This is a genomic window from Methylomonas fluvii (assembly GCF_014850975.1).
Classification (GTDB): Bacteria; Pseudomonadota; Gammaproteobacteria; order Methylococcales; family Methylomonadaceae; genus Methylomonas; species Methylomonas fluvii.
Window position 1 is genome coordinate 172013 of the sequence record NZ_JACXST010000003.1, and the last position, 15855, is coordinate 187867.

At 55.1% G+C, this 15855-nt stretch carries 17 protein-coding genes and 1 other annotated feature; of the genes, 9 read left to right on the forward strand and 8 right to left on the reverse strand.

Annotated elements, in window-relative coordinates; all coding sequences use genetic code 11:
- Positions 1–277: 277 nt before the first annotated feature.
- The 4 genes from EBB_RS18290 (at position 278) to EBB_RS18305 (ending at position 2649) form a co-directional block, all read left to right on the forward strand.
- Entirely contained in the window at positions 278–463 is a 186-nt protein-coding gene (locus EBB_RS18290; protein WP_192395198.1) for a hypothetical protein, read from the forward strand.
- Between the two features lie 32 nt (positions 464–495).
- Complete coding sequence (locus tag EBB_RS18295) at positions 496–1437, forward strand: ATP-binding protein (RefSeq protein WP_192395199.1); 942 nt, start codon at positions 496–498, stop codon at positions 1435–1437.
- Entirely contained in the window at positions 1437–2285 is an 849-nt protein-coding gene (locus tag EBB_RS18300; RefSeq protein WP_192395200.1) for a sulfotransferase domain-containing protein, read from the forward strand. Before EBB_RS18295 ends, EBB_RS18300 begins: the two co-directional genes overlap by 1 nt.
- A 70-nt stretch (positions 2286–2355) precedes the next feature.
- Entirely contained in the window at positions 2356–2649 is a 294-nt protein-coding gene (locus EBB_RS18305) for a PqqD family peptide modification chaperone (protein WP_192395201.1), read from the forward strand.
- Positions 2650–2653: 4 nt separating this feature from the next.
- Here the strand turns inward: EBB_RS18305 and EBB_RS18310 are convergent, their stop codons facing one another.
- Genes EBB_RS18310 through EBB_RS18330 form a run of 5 tightly spaced genes read right to left on the reverse strand, consistent with a single transcriptional unit; the run spans position 2654 to position 7311 of the window.
- Complete coding sequence (locus tag EBB_RS18310) at positions 2654–3250, reverse strand: asparagine synthase-related protein (protein WP_192395202.1); 597 nt, start codon at positions 3248–3250, stop codon at positions 2654–2656.
- Positions 3251–3276: 26 nt separating this feature from the next.
- Positions 3277–4473: an asparagine synthase-related protein gene (locus EBB_RS18315; RefSeq protein ID WP_192395203.1), complete on the reverse strand. Its 1197-nt coding sequence runs from the start codon at positions 4471–4473 to the stop codon at positions 3277–3279.
- A 56-nt stretch (positions 4474–4529) separates the two neighbouring features.
- The gene (locus tag EBB_RS18320; protein WP_195880893.1) at positions 4530–5831 is read right to left on the reverse strand and encodes a sugar-transfer associated ATP-grasp domain-containing protein; all 1302 of its coding nucleotides are present in this window, start codon (positions 5829–5831) and stop codon (positions 4530–4532) included.
- Complete coding sequence (locus EBB_RS18325; RefSeq protein WP_192395205.1) at positions 5828–6670, reverse strand: hypothetical protein; 843 nt, start codon at positions 6668–6670, stop codon at positions 5828–5830. The genes EBB_RS18320 and EBB_RS18325 overlap by 4 nt, the downstream gene beginning before the upstream one ends.
- Complete coding sequence (locus tag EBB_RS18330; protein WP_192395206.1) at positions 6670–7311, reverse strand: 2OG-Fe(II) oxygenase; 642 nt, start codon at positions 7309–7311, stop codon at positions 6670–6672. Before EBB_RS18330 ends, EBB_RS18325 begins: the two co-directional genes overlap by 1 nt.
- Before the next feature lie 285 nt (positions 7312–7596).
- On the opposite strand from EBB_RS18330, the gene EBB_RS18335 reads away from it, so the two are divergent.
- Both EBB_RS18335 and EBB_RS18340 read left to right on the forward strand, forming a co-directional pair.
- Positions 7597–8082, forward strand: coding sequence for a lasso peptide biosynthesis B2 protein (locus tag EBB_RS18335; protein ID WP_192396397.1), 486 nt, complete (start codon positions 7597–7599; stop codon positions 8080–8082).
- 84 nt (positions 8083–8166) lie between these two features.
- Positions 8167–9465, forward strand: coding sequence for an O-antigen ligase family protein (locus tag EBB_RS18340; RefSeq protein ID WP_192395207.1), 1299 nt, complete (start codon positions 8167–8169; stop codon positions 9463–9465).
- Here the strand turns inward: EBB_RS18340 and EBB_RS18345 are convergent.
- Positions 9452–10126: a class I SAM-dependent methyltransferase gene (locus tag EBB_RS18345; RefSeq protein ID WP_192395208.1), complete on the reverse strand. Its 675-nt coding sequence runs from the start codon at positions 10124–10126 to the stop codon at positions 9452–9454. The genes EBB_RS18340 and EBB_RS18345 overlap by 14 nt on opposite strands.
- Positions 10127–10238: 112 nt before the next feature.
- Here EBB_RS18345 and EBB_RS18350 point away from each other — a divergent pair, with 112 nt between their 5' ends.
- A complete protein-coding gene (locus EBB_RS18350) occupies positions 10239–11300 on the forward strand; it encodes a glycosyltransferase family 4 protein (protein ID WP_223146870.1) in 1062 nt (353 codons plus the stop codon).
- Positions 11300–12043 carry a WecB/TagA/CpsF family glycosyltransferase gene (locus EBB_RS18355; RefSeq protein ID WP_192395210.1) on the forward strand — a complete coding sequence of 248 codons (744 nt, stop codon included), beginning with the start codon at positions 11300–11302 and terminating at the stop codon, positions 12041–12043. The genes EBB_RS18350 and EBB_RS18355 overlap by 1 nt, the downstream gene beginning before the upstream one ends.
- 191 nt (positions 12044–12234) lie before the next feature.
- Here EBB_RS18355 and EBB_RS18360 read toward each other — a convergent pair whose 3' ends face one another.
- Both EBB_RS18360 and EBB_RS18365 read right to left on the reverse strand, forming a co-directional pair.
- Positions 12235–13497, reverse strand: a complete 1263-nt coding sequence (locus tag EBB_RS18360; RefSeq protein ID WP_195880894.1) for a nucleotidyltransferase domain-containing protein — start codon at positions 13495–13497, stop codon at positions 12235–12237.
- The gene (locus EBB_RS18365) at positions 13490–14203 is read right to left on the reverse strand and encodes a TylF/MycF/NovP-related O-methyltransferase (RefSeq protein ID WP_192395212.1); all 714 of its coding nucleotides are present in this window, start codon (positions 14201–14203) and stop codon (positions 13490–13492) included. Before EBB_RS18365 ends, EBB_RS18360 begins: the two co-directional genes overlap by 8 nt.
- A gap of 182 nt (positions 14204–14385) precedes the next feature.
- On the opposite strand from EBB_RS18365, the gene EBB_RS18370 reads away from it, so the two are divergent.
- A protein-coding gene (locus EBB_RS18370; RefSeq protein WP_192395213.1) for an IS3 family transposase occupies positions 14386–15611 on the forward strand; the annotation gives its coding sequence in 2 pieces (ribosomal slippage) (positions 14386–14677 and positions 14677–15611; 1227 coding nt in all).
- Positions 14670–14789: a sequence feature (AL1L pseudoknot), on the forward strand. It overlaps the preceding gene by 120 nt.
- Positions 15612–15855: the final 244 nt, after the last annotated feature.

The following is a 15855-nucleotide window of genomic DNA, read 5'->3' on the forward strand; positions in this document are numbered from 1 at the left end:
TAAACACATCAGCACCTGATCGTTTCGGCGATCAGGTGCTGATGTTTTCCGTCTTAGCTTAGCCACTATTAATTGTACTACGCACTTTAGCCAGGCTTTCAAGGCGGTAGGCGGGGATGAAAGACCGGGCGATGTAATTCGCGTAAGTCGCGGGCTTGAAGTTGAATTGGCAACTGCTCGGGAGGGGCGCTTGGGCTGATTATTGTAAGCCCAGGGAGGCGATGTTAGAATCCGCGGACCAGTGCGTGCTGGGCCTGTCAATTACCGGGAAAAATCCATGGACACCACCAACAATAGCCTAGAGCACGTTGCCGAAATCGTCACCACCAAGAAAGCCTGGACTACGCCGGAAATCCGCAAAGCCTGGACTACGCCGGAAATCCGCGACCAGAGCATTAGGAGTCTGACGGAAGGAAAGCCTGTTAGTTGGCCTACCGAGGCTTCTGCAAGCACAGGGTCCTGAGTGGTGTGAACTGCCGCCAAAGCTTCCTGCCGATGACACAGGAATTACCGGGTTATTTAGTCTGCGGCTTATCCGTGGGGACGGCTCTGCCGTTGCCCGGAATGTTGCGCTTTATTCCCGTTACTTCCTCGCCCGACGTTAAGATATGCCGCGCCACTGTGCCGGAGTCTCTTGACGGAGCCGATTATGTCGGTCCGACCTGGACGGTTGCCGGACAACGTTTTTTACTGAATCTCCCAGGAATAGCCAGGATGTTAGTGGCCGATGGACGCGAAATATCGGTGCAGCCGGCGCCGGGCGTTAAGGAATCCGATGTTGTCCCCTTCGTCCTGTCAACCGGCTTTGCCGCCATCCTGCACCAGCGCGGCGTTCTGGCCTTGCACGCCGCCACAGTCGCTTGGAAGGGGCGCGCCATCGGCTTGTGCGGCCCGACCGGGACCGGTAAATCTACCTTGGCGGCAGCACTGTGTAGGAGTGGCGGCTCCTTCGTCGGCGACGACATCGCGGCGGTCAGGTTTGACAAAGCAGGTGTGCCGATGGTTGTGCCCGATGGCCGCCAGCACCGATTGTGGGCAGATGCCGTCGATCATCTCGGCCTTGGACAACTGCAAGGTGCTGCGGTACGGGAGCGAATGCAAAAATTCCACGTTACGCCGTCGGGGTATGAAGCGGGTGGCGAGCCGCGGCCAACACCATTGGCGGTAGTGTTATTGCTGCGCACGCGAGAGCCGATAGAGCCGCCGGCTCCGCCGAAAATAACCCGGTTGGATTTGACGGATGCCGCACCGCTGTTGCGAGAAGAGGTTTTCAGAGGTGTTCTAGCCCAGCGGATGGCGCGCGACGCCGAACTGTTCGGTCAGATTGCCACTTTGTTGGGAGGAACTCGGGTGTTTCTGCTGGAGCGGACGCTAGGGCTCGAACAGCTCCCCGCTACCGTGGCCGCCGTGACAAAGTTGATGGAGATGCCGGCCTGATGGCGGGAGTGGTCTGGTTGGCCTCTTATCCCAAGTCGGGCAATACCTGGGTACGCCTGTTGCTGGCCAACCTGCTATCCGGCAAAAACCAGGCAGTGGATATTAACCAGATTGCGGTGAATGCTTGCAATATCGTTAACCGCCTTCATGTCGAAGAACTGACGCTAATCGATACGAATCTTTTAAGCAAAGAGGAAACGTATCCGTTGCGCCCTTTGCTGGCTGACTTTATTGCCGAGCAAGCAGCGGCGGAAAACAAGGACGTATTCGTCAAACTGCATGACGCTTACTTTCGGTTGCATGACGGCACCCCGTTAACGGGTAAGACTGCGGCCCGCGCGCTGTATTTTGTGCGTGATCCCCGCGACGTCGCGGTATCTTTGTCTTTTCACTGCGGTTTTTCAATCGATACCGCAATAGATAGGTTGCTTTCCGCCGACACGCGAATGGGTGGCAAGTTGGGCACGGAACGCGGGCAATTGCCGCAACCGCTACTTGATTGGAGTAATCATGTGCGGAGCTGGACCCGCCAGAATGACGTGCCGATTCACGTCTGCCGCTACGAGGATTTGCGAGCGGACACCGCGGAGGTTTTCAGTCGTATTCTGGGCTTTTTGCAGATAGGTGCATCGCAAGAGACCGTGGAACAAGCCGTGAGCTTTGCCGATTTCACCGAATTGCAGCAACAGGAGGCGGAAAAGGGTTTCCGCGAACGGCAAGCTATATCGACGGCGCCGTTTTTCCGCTCCGGTCGCGTCTGCGAATGGGTCGATGCGCTGACACCCGAACAAGCAGCCGCTATCGTCGCCGCTCACGGCGAGGTGATGGCGGAATTTGGTTATTTGTGAATTCTTTCTTCCCCTATGTAAAAATGACCATGGCGGGACCGTACACAACAAAACAATAGAAGGACGAACCATGACAGAAGCCTATCCCCTACCGAATAGTATTTTGCGCCGTAGCGACGAGGCGTTATCCACTAAAGTGGGTGACGAATTGCTGATGATGAGCGTGCTTCAAGGTAAATATTTCAACCTTAACGATGTCGGTACGCGCATCTGGGAACTGCTAGCCGAGCCAATTACTCTCGATGATCTGGTGGTGTCATTGACTGCCGAGTATAAAGTGGAAGCCGATACCGCTCGGCGGGAAGTGGAACGCTTCTTGATTGCCTTGCGCGAACGTGACCTGCTCGACGATTCTTCTCACTGAAGCGTTATCCGTGTTGTTCTAGAAAAGCGATGAATTGCATGGTGCGTAGTAGAGTGTGGGCCTGACTGAAATCAGCGTATTTACCAATACCGATATCTAATAGCCTTGCTAAATCGGCCGGTGGCGGTAGCGAGCGTAACCTCACCTCCACCGCATCAAGATCGAAAAATTCGCAGATTTGGGGAGAGCCTCGCCAATCCACCAAACGCTCCAGTAACAACGATTGCTGGGTTGCCACATAGAGCGGCATTACCCCAATGAGATCGACCTTGGACTGTTTCCAGCACAATTCATTCGGTAACACGCCGGACATGGCATCGCGGAACACCCGCCGCGACCAGCCTTCGCGCAGGAAAAGTTCGCTGGGTAGCGACAACGCAAACTCCACCACCCGGCGATCCAGCAAGGGAAAGGTGGTACTCATCCCGTAACGTGCGCTAAGTAGTGACCATTGCTCTATTCTTCGAAGCAAGCCGGGGCGGGTCAATAGATTGAAGCGGATACGGCGGGTATCGGGTGGAAAGGCTGGAAGCGCCAAGTTGCGCTCTATCACTATTTCATGCCGCAGTAGATCAGCCAAAGCCTCCTGTGACCGCGCCATCGCCTCTTTCCCCAGCAGCCGGCCGACTAGTGCATGTATCCGTCCTCCCCAAGATAGGGAGCTATCTCGCTCCATGCCGTCCGCGCCACCGACTTTTGCCGCTGAGCTGCCATTGCTCGCAACTCCCTTGTCAAATAGCCCCAGTGCCAGGTCAGCAGCGCCTCGGCCAATACGCCGCGGTGATTATAGCTGGCTCCTTCGTCGCCACCCCAGCCCGAAAATAAGGTTTGCGCGCCGCGCACCGAGGCATCGGCCATGATCCGTACTTCGGGATGGCTTGGGTCGGCGGGGAAAAGTTGATCTTCATCCATCTTAGGCAGAACGCAGGCCAGGGGATCCTCCGCTTGCATCGGAAACCACATCATATCCGGCTCTTGCCGCAGTACCGGGGCGATGAATTGGCCCGCGCCGCCAAATGCGTGTTCGTTAAAAGGCGTTGGCAGCAAGGAATAGGCCAGCAGATCACGTCCAAGCGGGCGCAGCGCCCGCGCCGCCAGAATGGCTAGAGCACAGGAGTCCATGCCACCGCTGAGATGGGAGGCTACCGGCCCTGTCGCAGGCAGACGCCGGCTTACCGCAGCAGAGATCAACGTAGACAGCTCCGCAGCCGCATCCTTGGCGTTTATCTTAAGCCGGCCTGCCGTCGCCGGATTGAGTCGCCAATGTTGCCCCTGTTCGCTTTTCCCGTCTTGGGCGACCCTTAGCCAATCGCCGGGTATCAGTCTTTCCACGCCGGAGAACAGCGAGTGCTGCGGCTGGTTCGATTGCAACAATAATTCGTTGACGATGAACGACTGCTCCAATTTCTTGGAAATCAGACCGGACGCATGCAAGCCTCGCGGCAGAGAGGCAAAGACGAATGCACTGCCGGGCCGCTGGGCCAAGAATAGCGGCCGTACGCCCATGCCGTCACGGGCAAGCAGCAAGGTGCGGTGTCTTGGATCCCAGGCGGCAAAGGCGAAATCGCCGGCCAGCTGTTCGATGTTGTTGGTTCCCCCTTGTTCCAGCAAAGCCAGCAGGCTGAAATCGTCAGTACATTCGTCAGGGGCATCGAGCCGAATATCGGCAGCCAGCGATAAGCCACTCGGCCCTTGCGGCAGATTGGTTGCAGGCTTCCTCTCGTCAGATTTTGCTGCGAAATCCAACATCGCCAGCGCGATGGGGCCGTCCACGCACTTGGCGATGCGTGGACGCAAACCGGGTTGGATCATTGCCGTCGCCATGGCGTCCAGGCGCCGCTCTTCAGCGGGGCGTCCGTCAAAATTCAGGAAACCGCAGATCAACCGCACGCGGCATCCCCTTGTTGCGAGAAATCCAGATATTCCGCCACAATGCCGGGAAAACATGTCCAGCCCAACGGTACGCCGGCACCGCGCTGATGATTGAAGGCTCCCCAGCCGGAATTGGTTTCAATCAGCAGTGGTCCGTCGGCTGTGATCGCCACATCCCAACCCAGGAAAACGAAGCGGGAAAACTCCGGCACCTTTTTGTGTGCGTTAACAACCAGTTCCAATGCTGTCCGCCAAAATGGAATCGGCTGCGCGGTGATCTCGGCCCCGGTGTCGGGATGATGTTTGATAATTTGAAAGCCGCTCAGCGTAGGCGATATCAAGCGCTGGCTGTCTTTGTCAATTGCGCCGGTGATATAGCGGCGTCTCGACGGTCCGCCACATGGTAGATGGCCCAGGGTGGCGACCACTTCCACTCGGCCGTCGCGGTGGATGCCGGTCACCACGCGAAAATCCACCAATGTGCCGTCCGACAGCGCAGCCAGCGCGGGATGGTTGGTCAGGCAAGGTTGAATCAGGCAATCCCGCAGCAGCCATTGCCTCGCTAAGGTCTTAGGCGATAAGGTCACTTGCCTGTCGTCGTTATGGTAATACTCGGCATCCAAGCGCCAACGCGCGGCACCGGCACCTAGGCTTCCGGTCAAGTCCTTCGCCCACAGTAGCGGTAGGGCAGGAATGAATGGGGTTGTCGGCCAAAGCTGAGAGCCATCCCTGAATACCGCCAGTGTGGTAATACAGGGCAGTCCATGACGGCGGCATAGGTCGGCAAAGTGGGCTTTGTCCTGGACGGTATTATTGTCGGCACCATTGCGACGGTTGAGCCAGGATAGTAATGGATAACCTTCGGGCGCGTAAAGGCAGTCCGTAATCCAGGTTCGTCGGTCAGGCTGGTGCAGGCGATAGGTGTGGTATTCGCGCGGCGGCACGTTACGGAAAACAGCCAAGGCTAACATATCGTACCCTCGGCCCGCCCAGGCCAATGAAGACTTTGGTCGTTCGTCCGGCCGCATCACCGACAGGTAGTACAACACCTCCGTTACTGCCCCGAGAGGCCAGGCCAAAGTCATCAATACGCGCAAGCTTAAACATTGCCAGCCGGGTTTTTCCGCGAACATGGCGCGCCGCGCCGCGCGCCTTACCTGATCCATCGTCTCGTCGCTTCGTGGCACCGGGATAAATGGAAAGCCCATGGTACTCAGGCGGTATATTTTGCCGGCCCAGGGCCAATGCCGGCTGAGCCATGCCTCCGGCCTGGCCCGTCCGCAAAAGGGTGGAGCGGTGGGACTAGTCAATCCAGTGATCCGCTGAAATCGGCATCGACGTAATGCAACAGCATGACCCAGCAAGTATCGTTCGCCGGAAGACTTGGTCGGCCGTGACGAATTTCGCAGCCGCGAAATAATATCCCGCCGCCAAGGCGCTGATGGCAGTCCATCGGATCATTGGCGTTGGGGTATACCCGAATCGGCCACGGCGATATGCCATCACTTGGTATGGGCTGATAGTCGATCAGAAGGGATACCGTATATTGGCACTGGGAGCGGTCGGTGTGGATCGGCAAATCCGTGCCGCCGCAATACAAGGACGTGTAGGTGTAACTGGCTTTTATCGGGGCTCCGACGATGTGTTCTACCGCCGGCCGTAGCGCCTGTTGAACGACGCGCCCTGCGGGGTCATTGTGGGCCGTATAGCGGTCGACTTGCACATCGCCGCGCAAAAGTGCTCCCGCTTCGAGTTTGGCGCGATAATGGCTGATTAATGAAGCAGTCATCGCCGGAAATATGCAGTTGTTGATCAGGGTGTAGCCATTGGCGGCATAGAAGTCTCTCGGCGTAGAGAAGCTCTCGGGGGCGAAAGGTGGCGTTCGTTCGTCCGGTAATACTATTAGCCCGGCTCGCCATAGTGCCATCGCCTCATCTGGCGATAATTGTGGCAGGATGCTTTCGTTTCCGTTTAGCAGGGCAGTTGCCACCTCGAAACCGGTATCCTCGCCTTGAATGATCGATGTTTTGATGAATCCTCGGGTAAGCGAGTGGGAGCAAACTTCGATGCGCTGCGGTTCGCTGTGTTTTCGAATCACCGTATCGACGACCCGGTTGCGGACAAAAGGAGAAGGGGGTGCAAGTGGCATTACGCAGTTTTTCTACGATTGTGGTACCAGCAATTGATGGCGAAGCGGCTATCTAAGAAATCTCCCGATGGGCAGGATATGGGCCGTACCTCGTGTGGCGCCCAAGATGGAAATAGTACGAGACTATCCCGGGCGGGGGCGATGTCGATGAAGTGTTTTCCCTCTTCTGTTTCGGCAATGCTGTGCAAGCGTAATTCACCGCCGCTAAAGCCTTTGGGCAGACGGTGGAAGTAATAGACCGCAGTCAATGCCCGATCAGACTTGGCATCGGGGTATTCGGTCATGGTGTCAATGTGTTTACCGTAGAAAGCGCCATCGCCATGGGCGACTATTTCCAGTTCCAGATGCTCCAAGTCGATGGCAGACATGCCTAGTTCTTTGATTGTTAAGTCGATGACGGTGGTGAATCTGGTCTGCATTTCACCCTTTAAGTCGCCGAAATCCCGCAGTACACGGGAAATTCTAATTTCAGGGTTGATTTTGCCTCCTTCTCTGCCGTGGACACCTGTCAGCTGGAAATCCTTCTCGCGCGCGACGGTGTGGGCCAGCAATCGTGTTACCGTCTCCTCTCCCATAAAGCCCTCAATGCGCCGATAGGGTGCAGGTTGCTCGAAAGCGTTAAAAGGCGGGATTGAGCTCATTTAACCCCTGAAGAGTCAGCATGCATTGTAACGACTGTCATAGTATCGGGTATTGGCAAGGTATCAAAACATGAGTGCTCCATTATATGCGACCTAGAGTTCGTTCTCCAATTTGCTGCGCGCCGTACCAGCCTTGTTTGGGACGGATATTACTCAGTGGGAAGGAAAAAATAGAGGTGTAAACAAGCGCGCTTAATTAGGCGTAAAGAAACGTGGTGTTGCTTCCCAAACCAGATTGGCGGTAATGTAGGAGGATATCCAGATGATATTTGCAGTCCTACATTGATGTTATTACTCATAATTACTCGCAAGATCCGAAGCTTTGCCCGGTTGAGCCGATTCGAGAAAGCGTGGTTGCTGCCTGCTTGGTTTTTGCTGGGACTGAGTAGGCTGCTGATTCTGCTGGTTCCTTTCCGGTTGCTGGTCCTGGGTTTTGGTACGCCCTACGGTTCCAATGCCTGGGTGCCGTTACTCGGTGCGAGGGAAGAAGCCATGGCACTTGCCATTTCAAGAATAGTGCTGTCGGCTGCTAGGAATACGCCTTGGAAATCCAACTGTTTTCCGCAAGCTTTAGCAGCGAGAATGTTGCTCGGTTTTTATGGCGTGCCGTATGTTTTATTTTTCGGTGTTACTCGTGATATTGCGGAGACGAAGATGAAGGCCCATGCCTGGGTGGCTGCCGGCCGGATTCGCGTTACGGGTGGCGAGAGTTTCAGCCGCTTCGCCGTCGTAGGGTGTTTCGTTTCCAGTCGGTTTTCATCTTTAGAATAATGGCCTGTTACGCCGATTTCGATTTTTTCCGGGGGGATATTTTCTGAAGGACGTATTTCGCTATTTGGCGCGTAGGCAGGGATAGTGCGTCCCTATATCTCACTTAGATTTTTTTATGTGTTGGCGCTGGCGCTGGCGTTTCCGGTACTCGACATGCTGGCGGCTTGGCTTTATGGAATTGGCCTGGCTCAGGCGGGTTTACTGCGTATTTTGCGGGACTTTTCAATTGCTGTTGTTGCGCTGCTGTGTCTGTGGACGGTGCGTATCCCTCGCTTGTTGATGGTCCCCATGGTGGTTTATTTTGTCTTCGTTGCCATTTATCTTGCGGTAGGTCTAGTCAAGGCTGTACCGGTCGGGATCGCGTTACCTTCGGCGGGTACCCTGGTACTGCCGGTGCTTTTGTTATTGGCCGGATATTACTGTTTACGATTCGAGCGGGAATTGCATGCTGTGCTGGCGGTTTGGATACTACTGGGTCTAATAAGCACTGTTTTCGGTGCGTGGGAAATTCGGCATACCGAGTTTTGGATAAATACTATACATTTACCCGAGTATATGGTCGATGTGAAGCGGGTTGACTTAGGACTGGATCCCGACACCCAGTTGCCGTGGAATTTTTATAGGAATATGGAGAAGGAACGCCGAGCCGCGGGGTTACTGGCAGCGTCGTTGGCGCAAGGGGCTTTTCTGGCCGCCGTATCGGTCATGGCGCTGGCGTCGCTTGCCCGCCGGTGGCGTTTAGCGGCCGTGTTGTTAACGGGCGTGCTAGGTTTTGGCATCTGGCAATCCGCTACGCGCGGAGCCATGATCGTGGCAGGCATTGGTATGTTTGGTGTGTTGGCGGCGAACAGTGGTGTGTTGCGAACGAGGCGCGGCATCCGTTGGCTGGCCGCGGCTTTGCTGGGCGTGACCGCATTAGGACTGCTCTATCAGTCGATCGATAGCAGTTTGTCCGGTTCCGACAGTTCAACTGTCGGTCATTGGAATGCGTTGTTTAGGAATCTTGAGGAGCTTTCCCAGGTATCGGTGTTCGGCGATGGCGTCGGGCGGCAGGGGGCGATTGCCGCGCAAAGTCGGGCAGCGGTAATCGGCGGTGGAGAGGGTGCTTTCTTTTCGATTGCATTCCAGTTGGGATTGCCGGGAGCGCTGGTATTTCTGTGGTATTACGGCAATTGTATCCGTTTGTTGGCAGCGGCGGACGGCGGTGGGCGAGGATTGGCCTGGGCGTTGGCGGCCTTACTGGTCGGTTTTGCTACTACGTTTGTGACGTCCGAGCATATTCTGACCCTATCCGGCATGGCCGCGCCCTGGTTAATGGCCGGAGGCGCCGCGCGCGTGGCGCGCCTTTCCCGCGTGCGGCGCACGGACGTCAACGGCGAATAGCTACTAGCGATTTTTTCATGCCGCATATGCGTTCCGCCAGAATGTCGGCATCGGGAAACAGCGTCCGCATCATAGGTTCCGTCAGCAGCGAAATGCCTTGTACAGTTTGTAGGGACTCGGCCATTGTGCGAGGACGATTCATCCGTCCCAGAGGCAGTCGGAATAATAGAATGGCCCGGATATGCAGGGGTAGATAATGTATGCACGGTGCGAGATAGTGTGGTTCCACCGGAAACCAAAAGTTGGGTGTTTGCACGAAATAACACGGTGCTATGCGCCTGATTTCGGCGGCAAACGCCGCTTTGTTTTGCCAGTTGCCCACATGTTCGATCACTGAATTGGAATGGGCAATGTCAAATGCGTAGTCGCTAAAGTCCAGCTGGCAGCCGTTCCCTATTACATGGGTAAAACGGGGGTGGCCGGATTGTGCAACACGGTGAGTATTGACGAGAGTGATTCGGCAATTATGGGCGTTGAGAAAATCGCTGTCGATAATCCGCCAGTACGTTTCGGTGCCGCCAATGTCGAGTATTCTGCAGCCGCCGCGTTCGCGGTAGCATTGCTTCACCAGTTCAAGCAGCGGTGCGATTCGGCGCTGCCTGAGTATTGAGCCGATCGAATGTGGATTCTTATAATCGATCAGTTTGTCGGTCCAGGCCATGATGTTACCTTCTCTGGTATAAACGCAGTAATGATAAGCTAACCCAGGGTGGTCATGGCTAAAACTCAACAAAACGATTAAGGAATTGTCATTGTTTGGAAATGTTCTTCACGTGTACAACGATTTCGAGCCGGAAAAGGGCGGCGGCGGCGTGGCGCGGCATATTGCCGGATTGGCGGAAACGCTGGCGGCACGGGGGATGGCCATTCGGGTGGTGGCTAAGGTGGTCGATAGCGCAGCAGGCTGCGGAGCCTATCAAGTTGAACGTGCGGGGTGGCGCGAACTTAGGCGTCACGTCATATGGGCCGATATTGTGCATATCCACGGTGCACGCAAGCCCTATGCCGCATTCGCGGCTTTCCTGGCCGTTTTACTCAGGCGGCGGCTGATCTATACGCCGCATTGCTATTACGAAGGGAGTGGGGTGCTCAAGAAGCTGGCCAAGCGCTTATGGGACGCAACGGGCGAACGTTGGCTATTGCGGCAGAGCAATGCGGTCATTCTTTTATCCGAGCATTGGCTTCGATATTTGGCGGCGCGACGGTTGCCGGTAGCCCACCCCGAGATTATTCCCAATTGTGTTCTCGGACGCGATGTCGACGGCCGCCGCCGTCTGCACAGCGGCAAGTTGCTCGGCGCTCCCGCGTTGCTGTCTGTAGGGCGCTTAGATCCGGTCAAGCGTCTTGACGATGCCATCCGCGCGCTGACTTGCAACACCCTGGCCGGGGCGGTGTTGCACATTGTCGGGCGTGGTCCGGATGAGGAACGGCTGGCATCGTTAGTTGAAGAACTTGGGGTTGGCGCGCGCGTAAAATTTTACGGTTTTGTTGATGACGCGGAGGTGGCACAGCTGGTCGCTGGTGCCGATGTGTTTGTACTGCCTTCCGCAATAGAAGGCATGCCGACAGTGCTTATAGAAATGTTATTGCTGGGTTTGCCGGTGGTGGCCAGTGATATTCCGGGTAACCGTGCCATTCTCGATTTGTTGGGGTTGGAGGTGTTGTTTCCGGTGGGGAATGTGCCGTGTATGGCCGAGCGGATAGCGGCGGCGGCAGTAACACCGTTATCCGAGACGGTCGGTCGCACGGTGCAGGAGAATTTTACTTGGGAACGTAACGTTCACCGGGTTGCCGCCCTGTATTTGCAGTGTAAGCAAGGGGCGGGGGCGGACTGATGGAAATTAAACGCATCGCTTTTCTGGGGTGCCCTCTGCACCTGATTACGCCCGCTGAAGTGTTGGAGCAAGCCGCTAAGGCTTTGCGTGGCCGGGGGCGGTTGCGTATCGAAGGGTTGAATGTAGCCAAGCTGGTCGAGGCTCGCGGCGATCCGGCATTGATGGCGGCGTTGCGTGAGGCTGAACTGGTGCATGTGGACGGCGCCGGCATTAGCCTTGGCCTGAACGTGCTGGGTATGGCGGCGCCGGAGCGGCGGGCCGGCATTGATTTGATGGGCGATCTGTGTGGGTTGGCGGCTGTGATGGACAGCGGCGTGTACCTATTGGGCGCCCGGCTCGAGGTGGTGCAGGCAGCTGCCCAACGCCTGGCGGATAGTACACCGGGCTTGAAGATTGCCGGGATACGGGACGGCTATTTTGCCGCAGCGCAAGAGGCGGAAGTCGTTCAGGATATTCAACGATCCGGTGCGGGAGTCTTGTTTATAGGCATCAGCTCGCCTAAGAAAGAACGTTTCCTTCAGGCGCATTGGCATCAGTTGGGTGTTGCCGTTGGTATGGGGGTAGGAGGTTCATTTGATGTGGTTTCCGGCGTCTTGCGGCGCGCTCCGCTTTGGATGCAGCGTTATGGGCTTGAATGGCTGTACCGTTTAAAGCAGGAGCCTGTGCGGTTGTTTGAACGTTATGCGCGCACCAATTTCTATTTCCTCTGTTTACTCGTTCGCGCCCGTTTGGGTGCGAAATAATTAGCCGAGGTTTTTTGGTAACCGTAACTTACGAATGCCGCCTTGTCTCTCAAGTATTTTCTAAATCGTCAGTTTCGCAGGGAATGCCAAATCCGCGCTTTGCGAATTGCTCACCGTTGGATCAGGTAGCTGCTCTCGTGCCCTTTGGTTTTCCAAGAGACTGTGCGATACCTTTCGGTAATTGGTTGCCGTTAGCTACCTAGCCAGCGGCTAAAGGTCTGCTTATGGGAGGCTAATTTCTCGATGTCGCGAGGTCTTTTCACCAGCTTAGACAGCAAGGACGGTAACTTCTTCTTCAGTAATCTCCGCCAGTGCTGCAGGTAGTAAAGGAACGCTAACGCCGAGTCGGGACGGACGGCGAAATGGGTCGCAATAGTGGCGCGCGTCGGGAAAACGATTTTGCCGAAGGCGGCAATGCGCTCAAGCGGATTTTTCGAACATAAGATTTGCTGCACGCCGGCATTTAACAACATGTGGTCTTCGAGCTCGGAAAATAACAGATATTCAGCACTGGCCAGCCATTGAGTCTTATCGCGAGCCACATCCAGTTCGTCGATAACCCAGTCGGGTACGTCCGCGCCCAGATGCAATTTTGCCAGATAGAGCGGGGCGATAAGATAGCGCCGCCAACCGCTGGACGCCCGGTTCAGAATCTCTTTCCAATCGAGGGGATGGTGTTGGGCCAGCAAGGCCAAATCCAGCAAGGCTAGGGGGCCGATGGAAAATTGGTGGCCCGCTGTGGCGTGGTAGCAAAGATGCAGCAGCATATCTTCCGCGCATGGAAACTCGATGTTGGTATTAGCAAGCCGTTTAGAAATGCTGCGGCGCCAGAGGTTCGACTCGTAGTCGTCGGTAAAACCGCCGGGACTTGGGAAAGTCAGCCGGTGATGGAGTTCCACAGGGATGCCGTTGGCGCGCGCTAAGGGAGGCAGATGGATTTTGTTACCGTCAAGATAGGCTTCCGGTAGCCCCTCGTAGCAGGGTTGATAGCCATTTTTGATTAGTAGTTCGAAGGCTTTGACGACATGCGTTTTGGGAATTAGCAGGTCAAGGTCGCGCATAGGCCTGAGGCCCAGTGCTTGATAGGTGAAGTTTGCGAGGAACGCACCTTTTAGGGCAAGCGAAGGTATTCCTGCGTCGGTAAGCAAGCGCGTCACGGCAAGCAGTTCCTGACCGATGGCCAAGTTACGGACGGTATGCTTGCGTGCTGCTTTTTGTAAAACCGTTAGGATTCCTGGAGGGGTGTTCTCTACTAAGTTTTTACGGAGAATACTGTCGTAAAGAATCGGCCCGAGCCGGTGGGTACCTGCGATCCTCGCAAACCATTCCCAATCGTCCCCTTGCATGCGAAGCATCAAGGTGGGATACAGTGACAACGGGGAAAGGTGCAATATGTTGAGAATAATCTCTCTAATGTGGTTTGGGCTGCTCAACTGGTTTTTAAGTTTATTCATGGCATAGAAATGCCTGCGCCGCTGGGCCATAGCTAAACCAAGGGTCTAAGGTTAAGCCGGTTTTTAACGTGAATTCGGTCAAAGCGCGGCGTTCGCCTCGCCGTTTGTCGGCACGGAATAGATTGTAATCGTCAAATAACAAGACAGTTCCTTGAGTCAGGGGGGCGATGCTATCGAGAGCATCAACCGTAGATTGATACAAGTCGCAATCGATGTGGACAATAGCGGCCTGAGCTGGGCCTATTTGTGACTTGGTTTCCGCAAACAACCACGGTATAAGGCGGACAGTCGGAGAGACTAGACCCGCCACTGCGCACCGGTGGGTAACGTCGGCGATGGCGCATTGAAATGACCCGGAAGCCAGCGCATCCTCGCCCTCGCTATTATCTGGCATGCCTTCAAAGGTATCGAATCCGTAAAAGGTGGGTTTCCGAGCCAGGAAGTTAGCCACTGTTCCCGTTCGCGCAAACGGAAGTTTGTCCGAGTGTTCCAAACGCCGGCGAAAGTGTTGTTGAGAGAGCCAACTATTAATCAGAGAATTGTCTTTGTAGACGGCGAATTCGTAATAGTCGCCCGGAAGCACCGTAGCATGCACATAAGCCCATGCGCGATGCATTGCTCTGAGAGTATCCATCCGATGTAAGTTCGACGCAACCCGGAGGCGGCGATACCGGACGTTTAGGGTATCTAACAGACTAATGGTCATGAAATATTTTCGCCAAGGATTGGGTTTCGCCGCGCTTCAGGATTTTTGATTATAAAGTCATCCTTAAAAAATCTGAAATCTCCACAGGCGCCTGTCCTCAAGCAAGCAAGCAAGCAAGCAAGTAACAAGAAGTGAATCGCCCCGGGAATCTCGGAGGCTCCAACCTTTGAGAGAATGGAGCAATGAAAGAGAAAACGTCAAACCAATATTCATCAGAAATCCGAGAACGAGCCATTCGCATGGTGCGAGAACATCAAAGCGAATATCCATCGGAATGGGCAGCGATTCAGTCGATTTCAGCTAAGTTTGGCTGTACTTCTGAAACGTTACGCCGCTGGTTGAGGCACACCCAAAATACGCATGACGCGCAAAGTGAAGCCGCCAGTAGCGATTCGGAACGGATCAAGGCCCTGGAGCGGGAAGTCCGTGAATTGCGCCAAGCCAACGAGATTCTGCGCAAGGCGTCAGCATATTTTGCTCAGGCGGAGCTCGACCGCCCGTTCAAACGATGAACGCCTTTATCGATGACCATCGCAAGGCGTATGGGGTCGAGCCAATCTGCAAGGTGTTGCCGATTGTGCCCCCGACGTATTATCTGCATGTGGCACGCACCGCCCCTGATTTGCGCTCAACCCGTGCCAAGCAGGACGAGGCTCTCAGTCAGGAGATTCGCCGAGTTTGGGAGGAAAGTTTCCAAAACTACGGTGCGCGTAAAGTTTGGCTTCAGTTGAAGCGAGAAGGCTTGACGGTGGCTCGTTGTACCGTGGAGCGTCTCATGAAAAATCGGGGGCTGAAAGGTGTCAGGCGTGGCAAAACCATCAAGACCACGATCAGCGATGCCAACGCGGAGTGTCCGTTGGATCGCGTCAATCGGCAGTTCAGCGCCGAGCGGCCGAATGCGTTGTGGGTGGCGGATTTCAGCACTGTCAAAACTTGGCAAGGCTTCGTCTATGTGGCTTTCGTGATCGATGTGTTTGCCCGTTACATTGTCGGCTGGAAAGTCTCGTCTTCTGCGCAGACCGACTTTGTACTGGATGCGCTGGAGCAGGCGTTACATGACCGGCAACCCCTACGAGACGGCGGCTTGATTCACCATAGCGATCGAGGTGTGCAGTACGTTTCGATCCGCTATACCGAACGCCTGTCAGACGCCGGCGTTGAGGCCTCCGTGGGCAGCGTCGGTGACTCTTATGACAATGCCCTCGCTGAAACCATCAATGGCTTGTATAAGGCCGAGCTGATTCATAAACAATCCTGGAAGAATCGCGAAGCCGTCGAACTCGCCACCTTGACTTGGGTTGATTGGTTTAATCATCGACGCTTGCTAGGACCGATTGGTCATATTCCGCCAGCTGAAGCCGAGGCTATGTATTATCAACAACTTTCCGAGTCAGCTAAGGCAGCATGACTCACAACAATCAGCCTCCGAGATTCCCGGGGCGATTCAATTCGAGCGGGATTATTTGAAAAGTGTGGCTGGGTAGGTGTCCGGTTTGAGTTGACCATTACAAACATCTAAGAAATTCGGTGCATAAATAATTCCTCATAACAGATAGCCATCTATCTTATGCAACGACTTCAAAGCATTGTCAGTGACAGCACTGGCGTATAGAATTAACCGATGAATATTGAGTAACACCGCGCATGTCCCA

What these genes read in the sequence shown, in the direction of transcription:
- EBB_RS18335 (WP_192396397.1), top strand. Translation starts at nt 7,597, where the DNA reads ATGTTATTACTCATAATTACTCGCAAGATCCGAAGCTTTGCCCGGTTG.
- EBB_RS18345 (WP_192395208.1), bottom strand. Translation starts at nt 10,126, where the DNA reads ATGGCCTGGACCGACAAACTGATCGATTATAAGAATCCACATTCGATC.
- EBB_RS18300 (WP_192395200.1), top strand. Translation starts at nt 1,437, where the DNA reads ATGGCGGGAGTGGTCTGGTTGGCCTCTTATCCCAAGTCGGGCAATACC.
- EBB_RS18365 (WP_192395212.1), bottom strand. Translation starts at nt 14,203, where the DNA reads ATGACCATTAGTCTGTTAGATACCCTAAACGTCCGGTATCGCCGCCTC.
- EBB_RS18305 (WP_192395201.1), top strand. Translation starts at nt 2,356, where the DNA reads ATGACAGAAGCCTATCCCCTACCGAATAGTATTTTGCGCCGTAGCGAC.
- EBB_RS18330 (WP_192395206.1), bottom strand. Translation starts at nt 7,311, where the DNA reads ATGAGCTCAATCCCGCCTTTTAACGCTTTCGAGCAACCTGCACCCTAT.
- EBB_RS18310 (WP_192395202.1), bottom strand. Translation starts at nt 3,250, where the DNA reads ATGGCGCGGTCACAGGAGGCTTTGGCTGATCTACTGCGGCATGAAATA.
- EBB_RS18355 (WP_192395210.1), top strand. Translation starts at nt 11,300, where the DNA reads ATGGAAATTAAACGCATCGCTTTTCTGGGGTGCCCTCTGCACCTGATT.
- EBB_RS18290 (WP_192395198.1), top strand. Translation starts at nt 278, where the DNA reads ATGGACACCACCAACAATAGCCTAGAGCACGTTGCCGAAATCGTCACC.
- EBB_RS18360 (WP_195880894.1), bottom strand. Translation starts at nt 13,497, where the DNA reads ATGAATAAACTTAAAAACCAGTTGAGCAGCCCAAACCACATTAGAGAG.
- EBB_RS18315 (WP_192395203.1), bottom strand. Translation starts at nt 4,473, where the DNA reads ATGGCGACGGCAATGATCCAACCCGGTTTGCGTCCACGCATCGCCAAG.
- EBB_RS18325 (WP_192395205.1), bottom strand. Translation starts at nt 6,670, where the DNA reads ATGCCACTTGCACCCCCTTCTCCTTTTGTCCGCAACCGGGTCGTCGAT.
- EBB_RS18295 (WP_192395199.1), top strand. Translation starts at nt 496, where the DNA reads ATGACACAGGAATTACCGGGTTATTTAGTCTGCGGCTTATCCGTGGGG.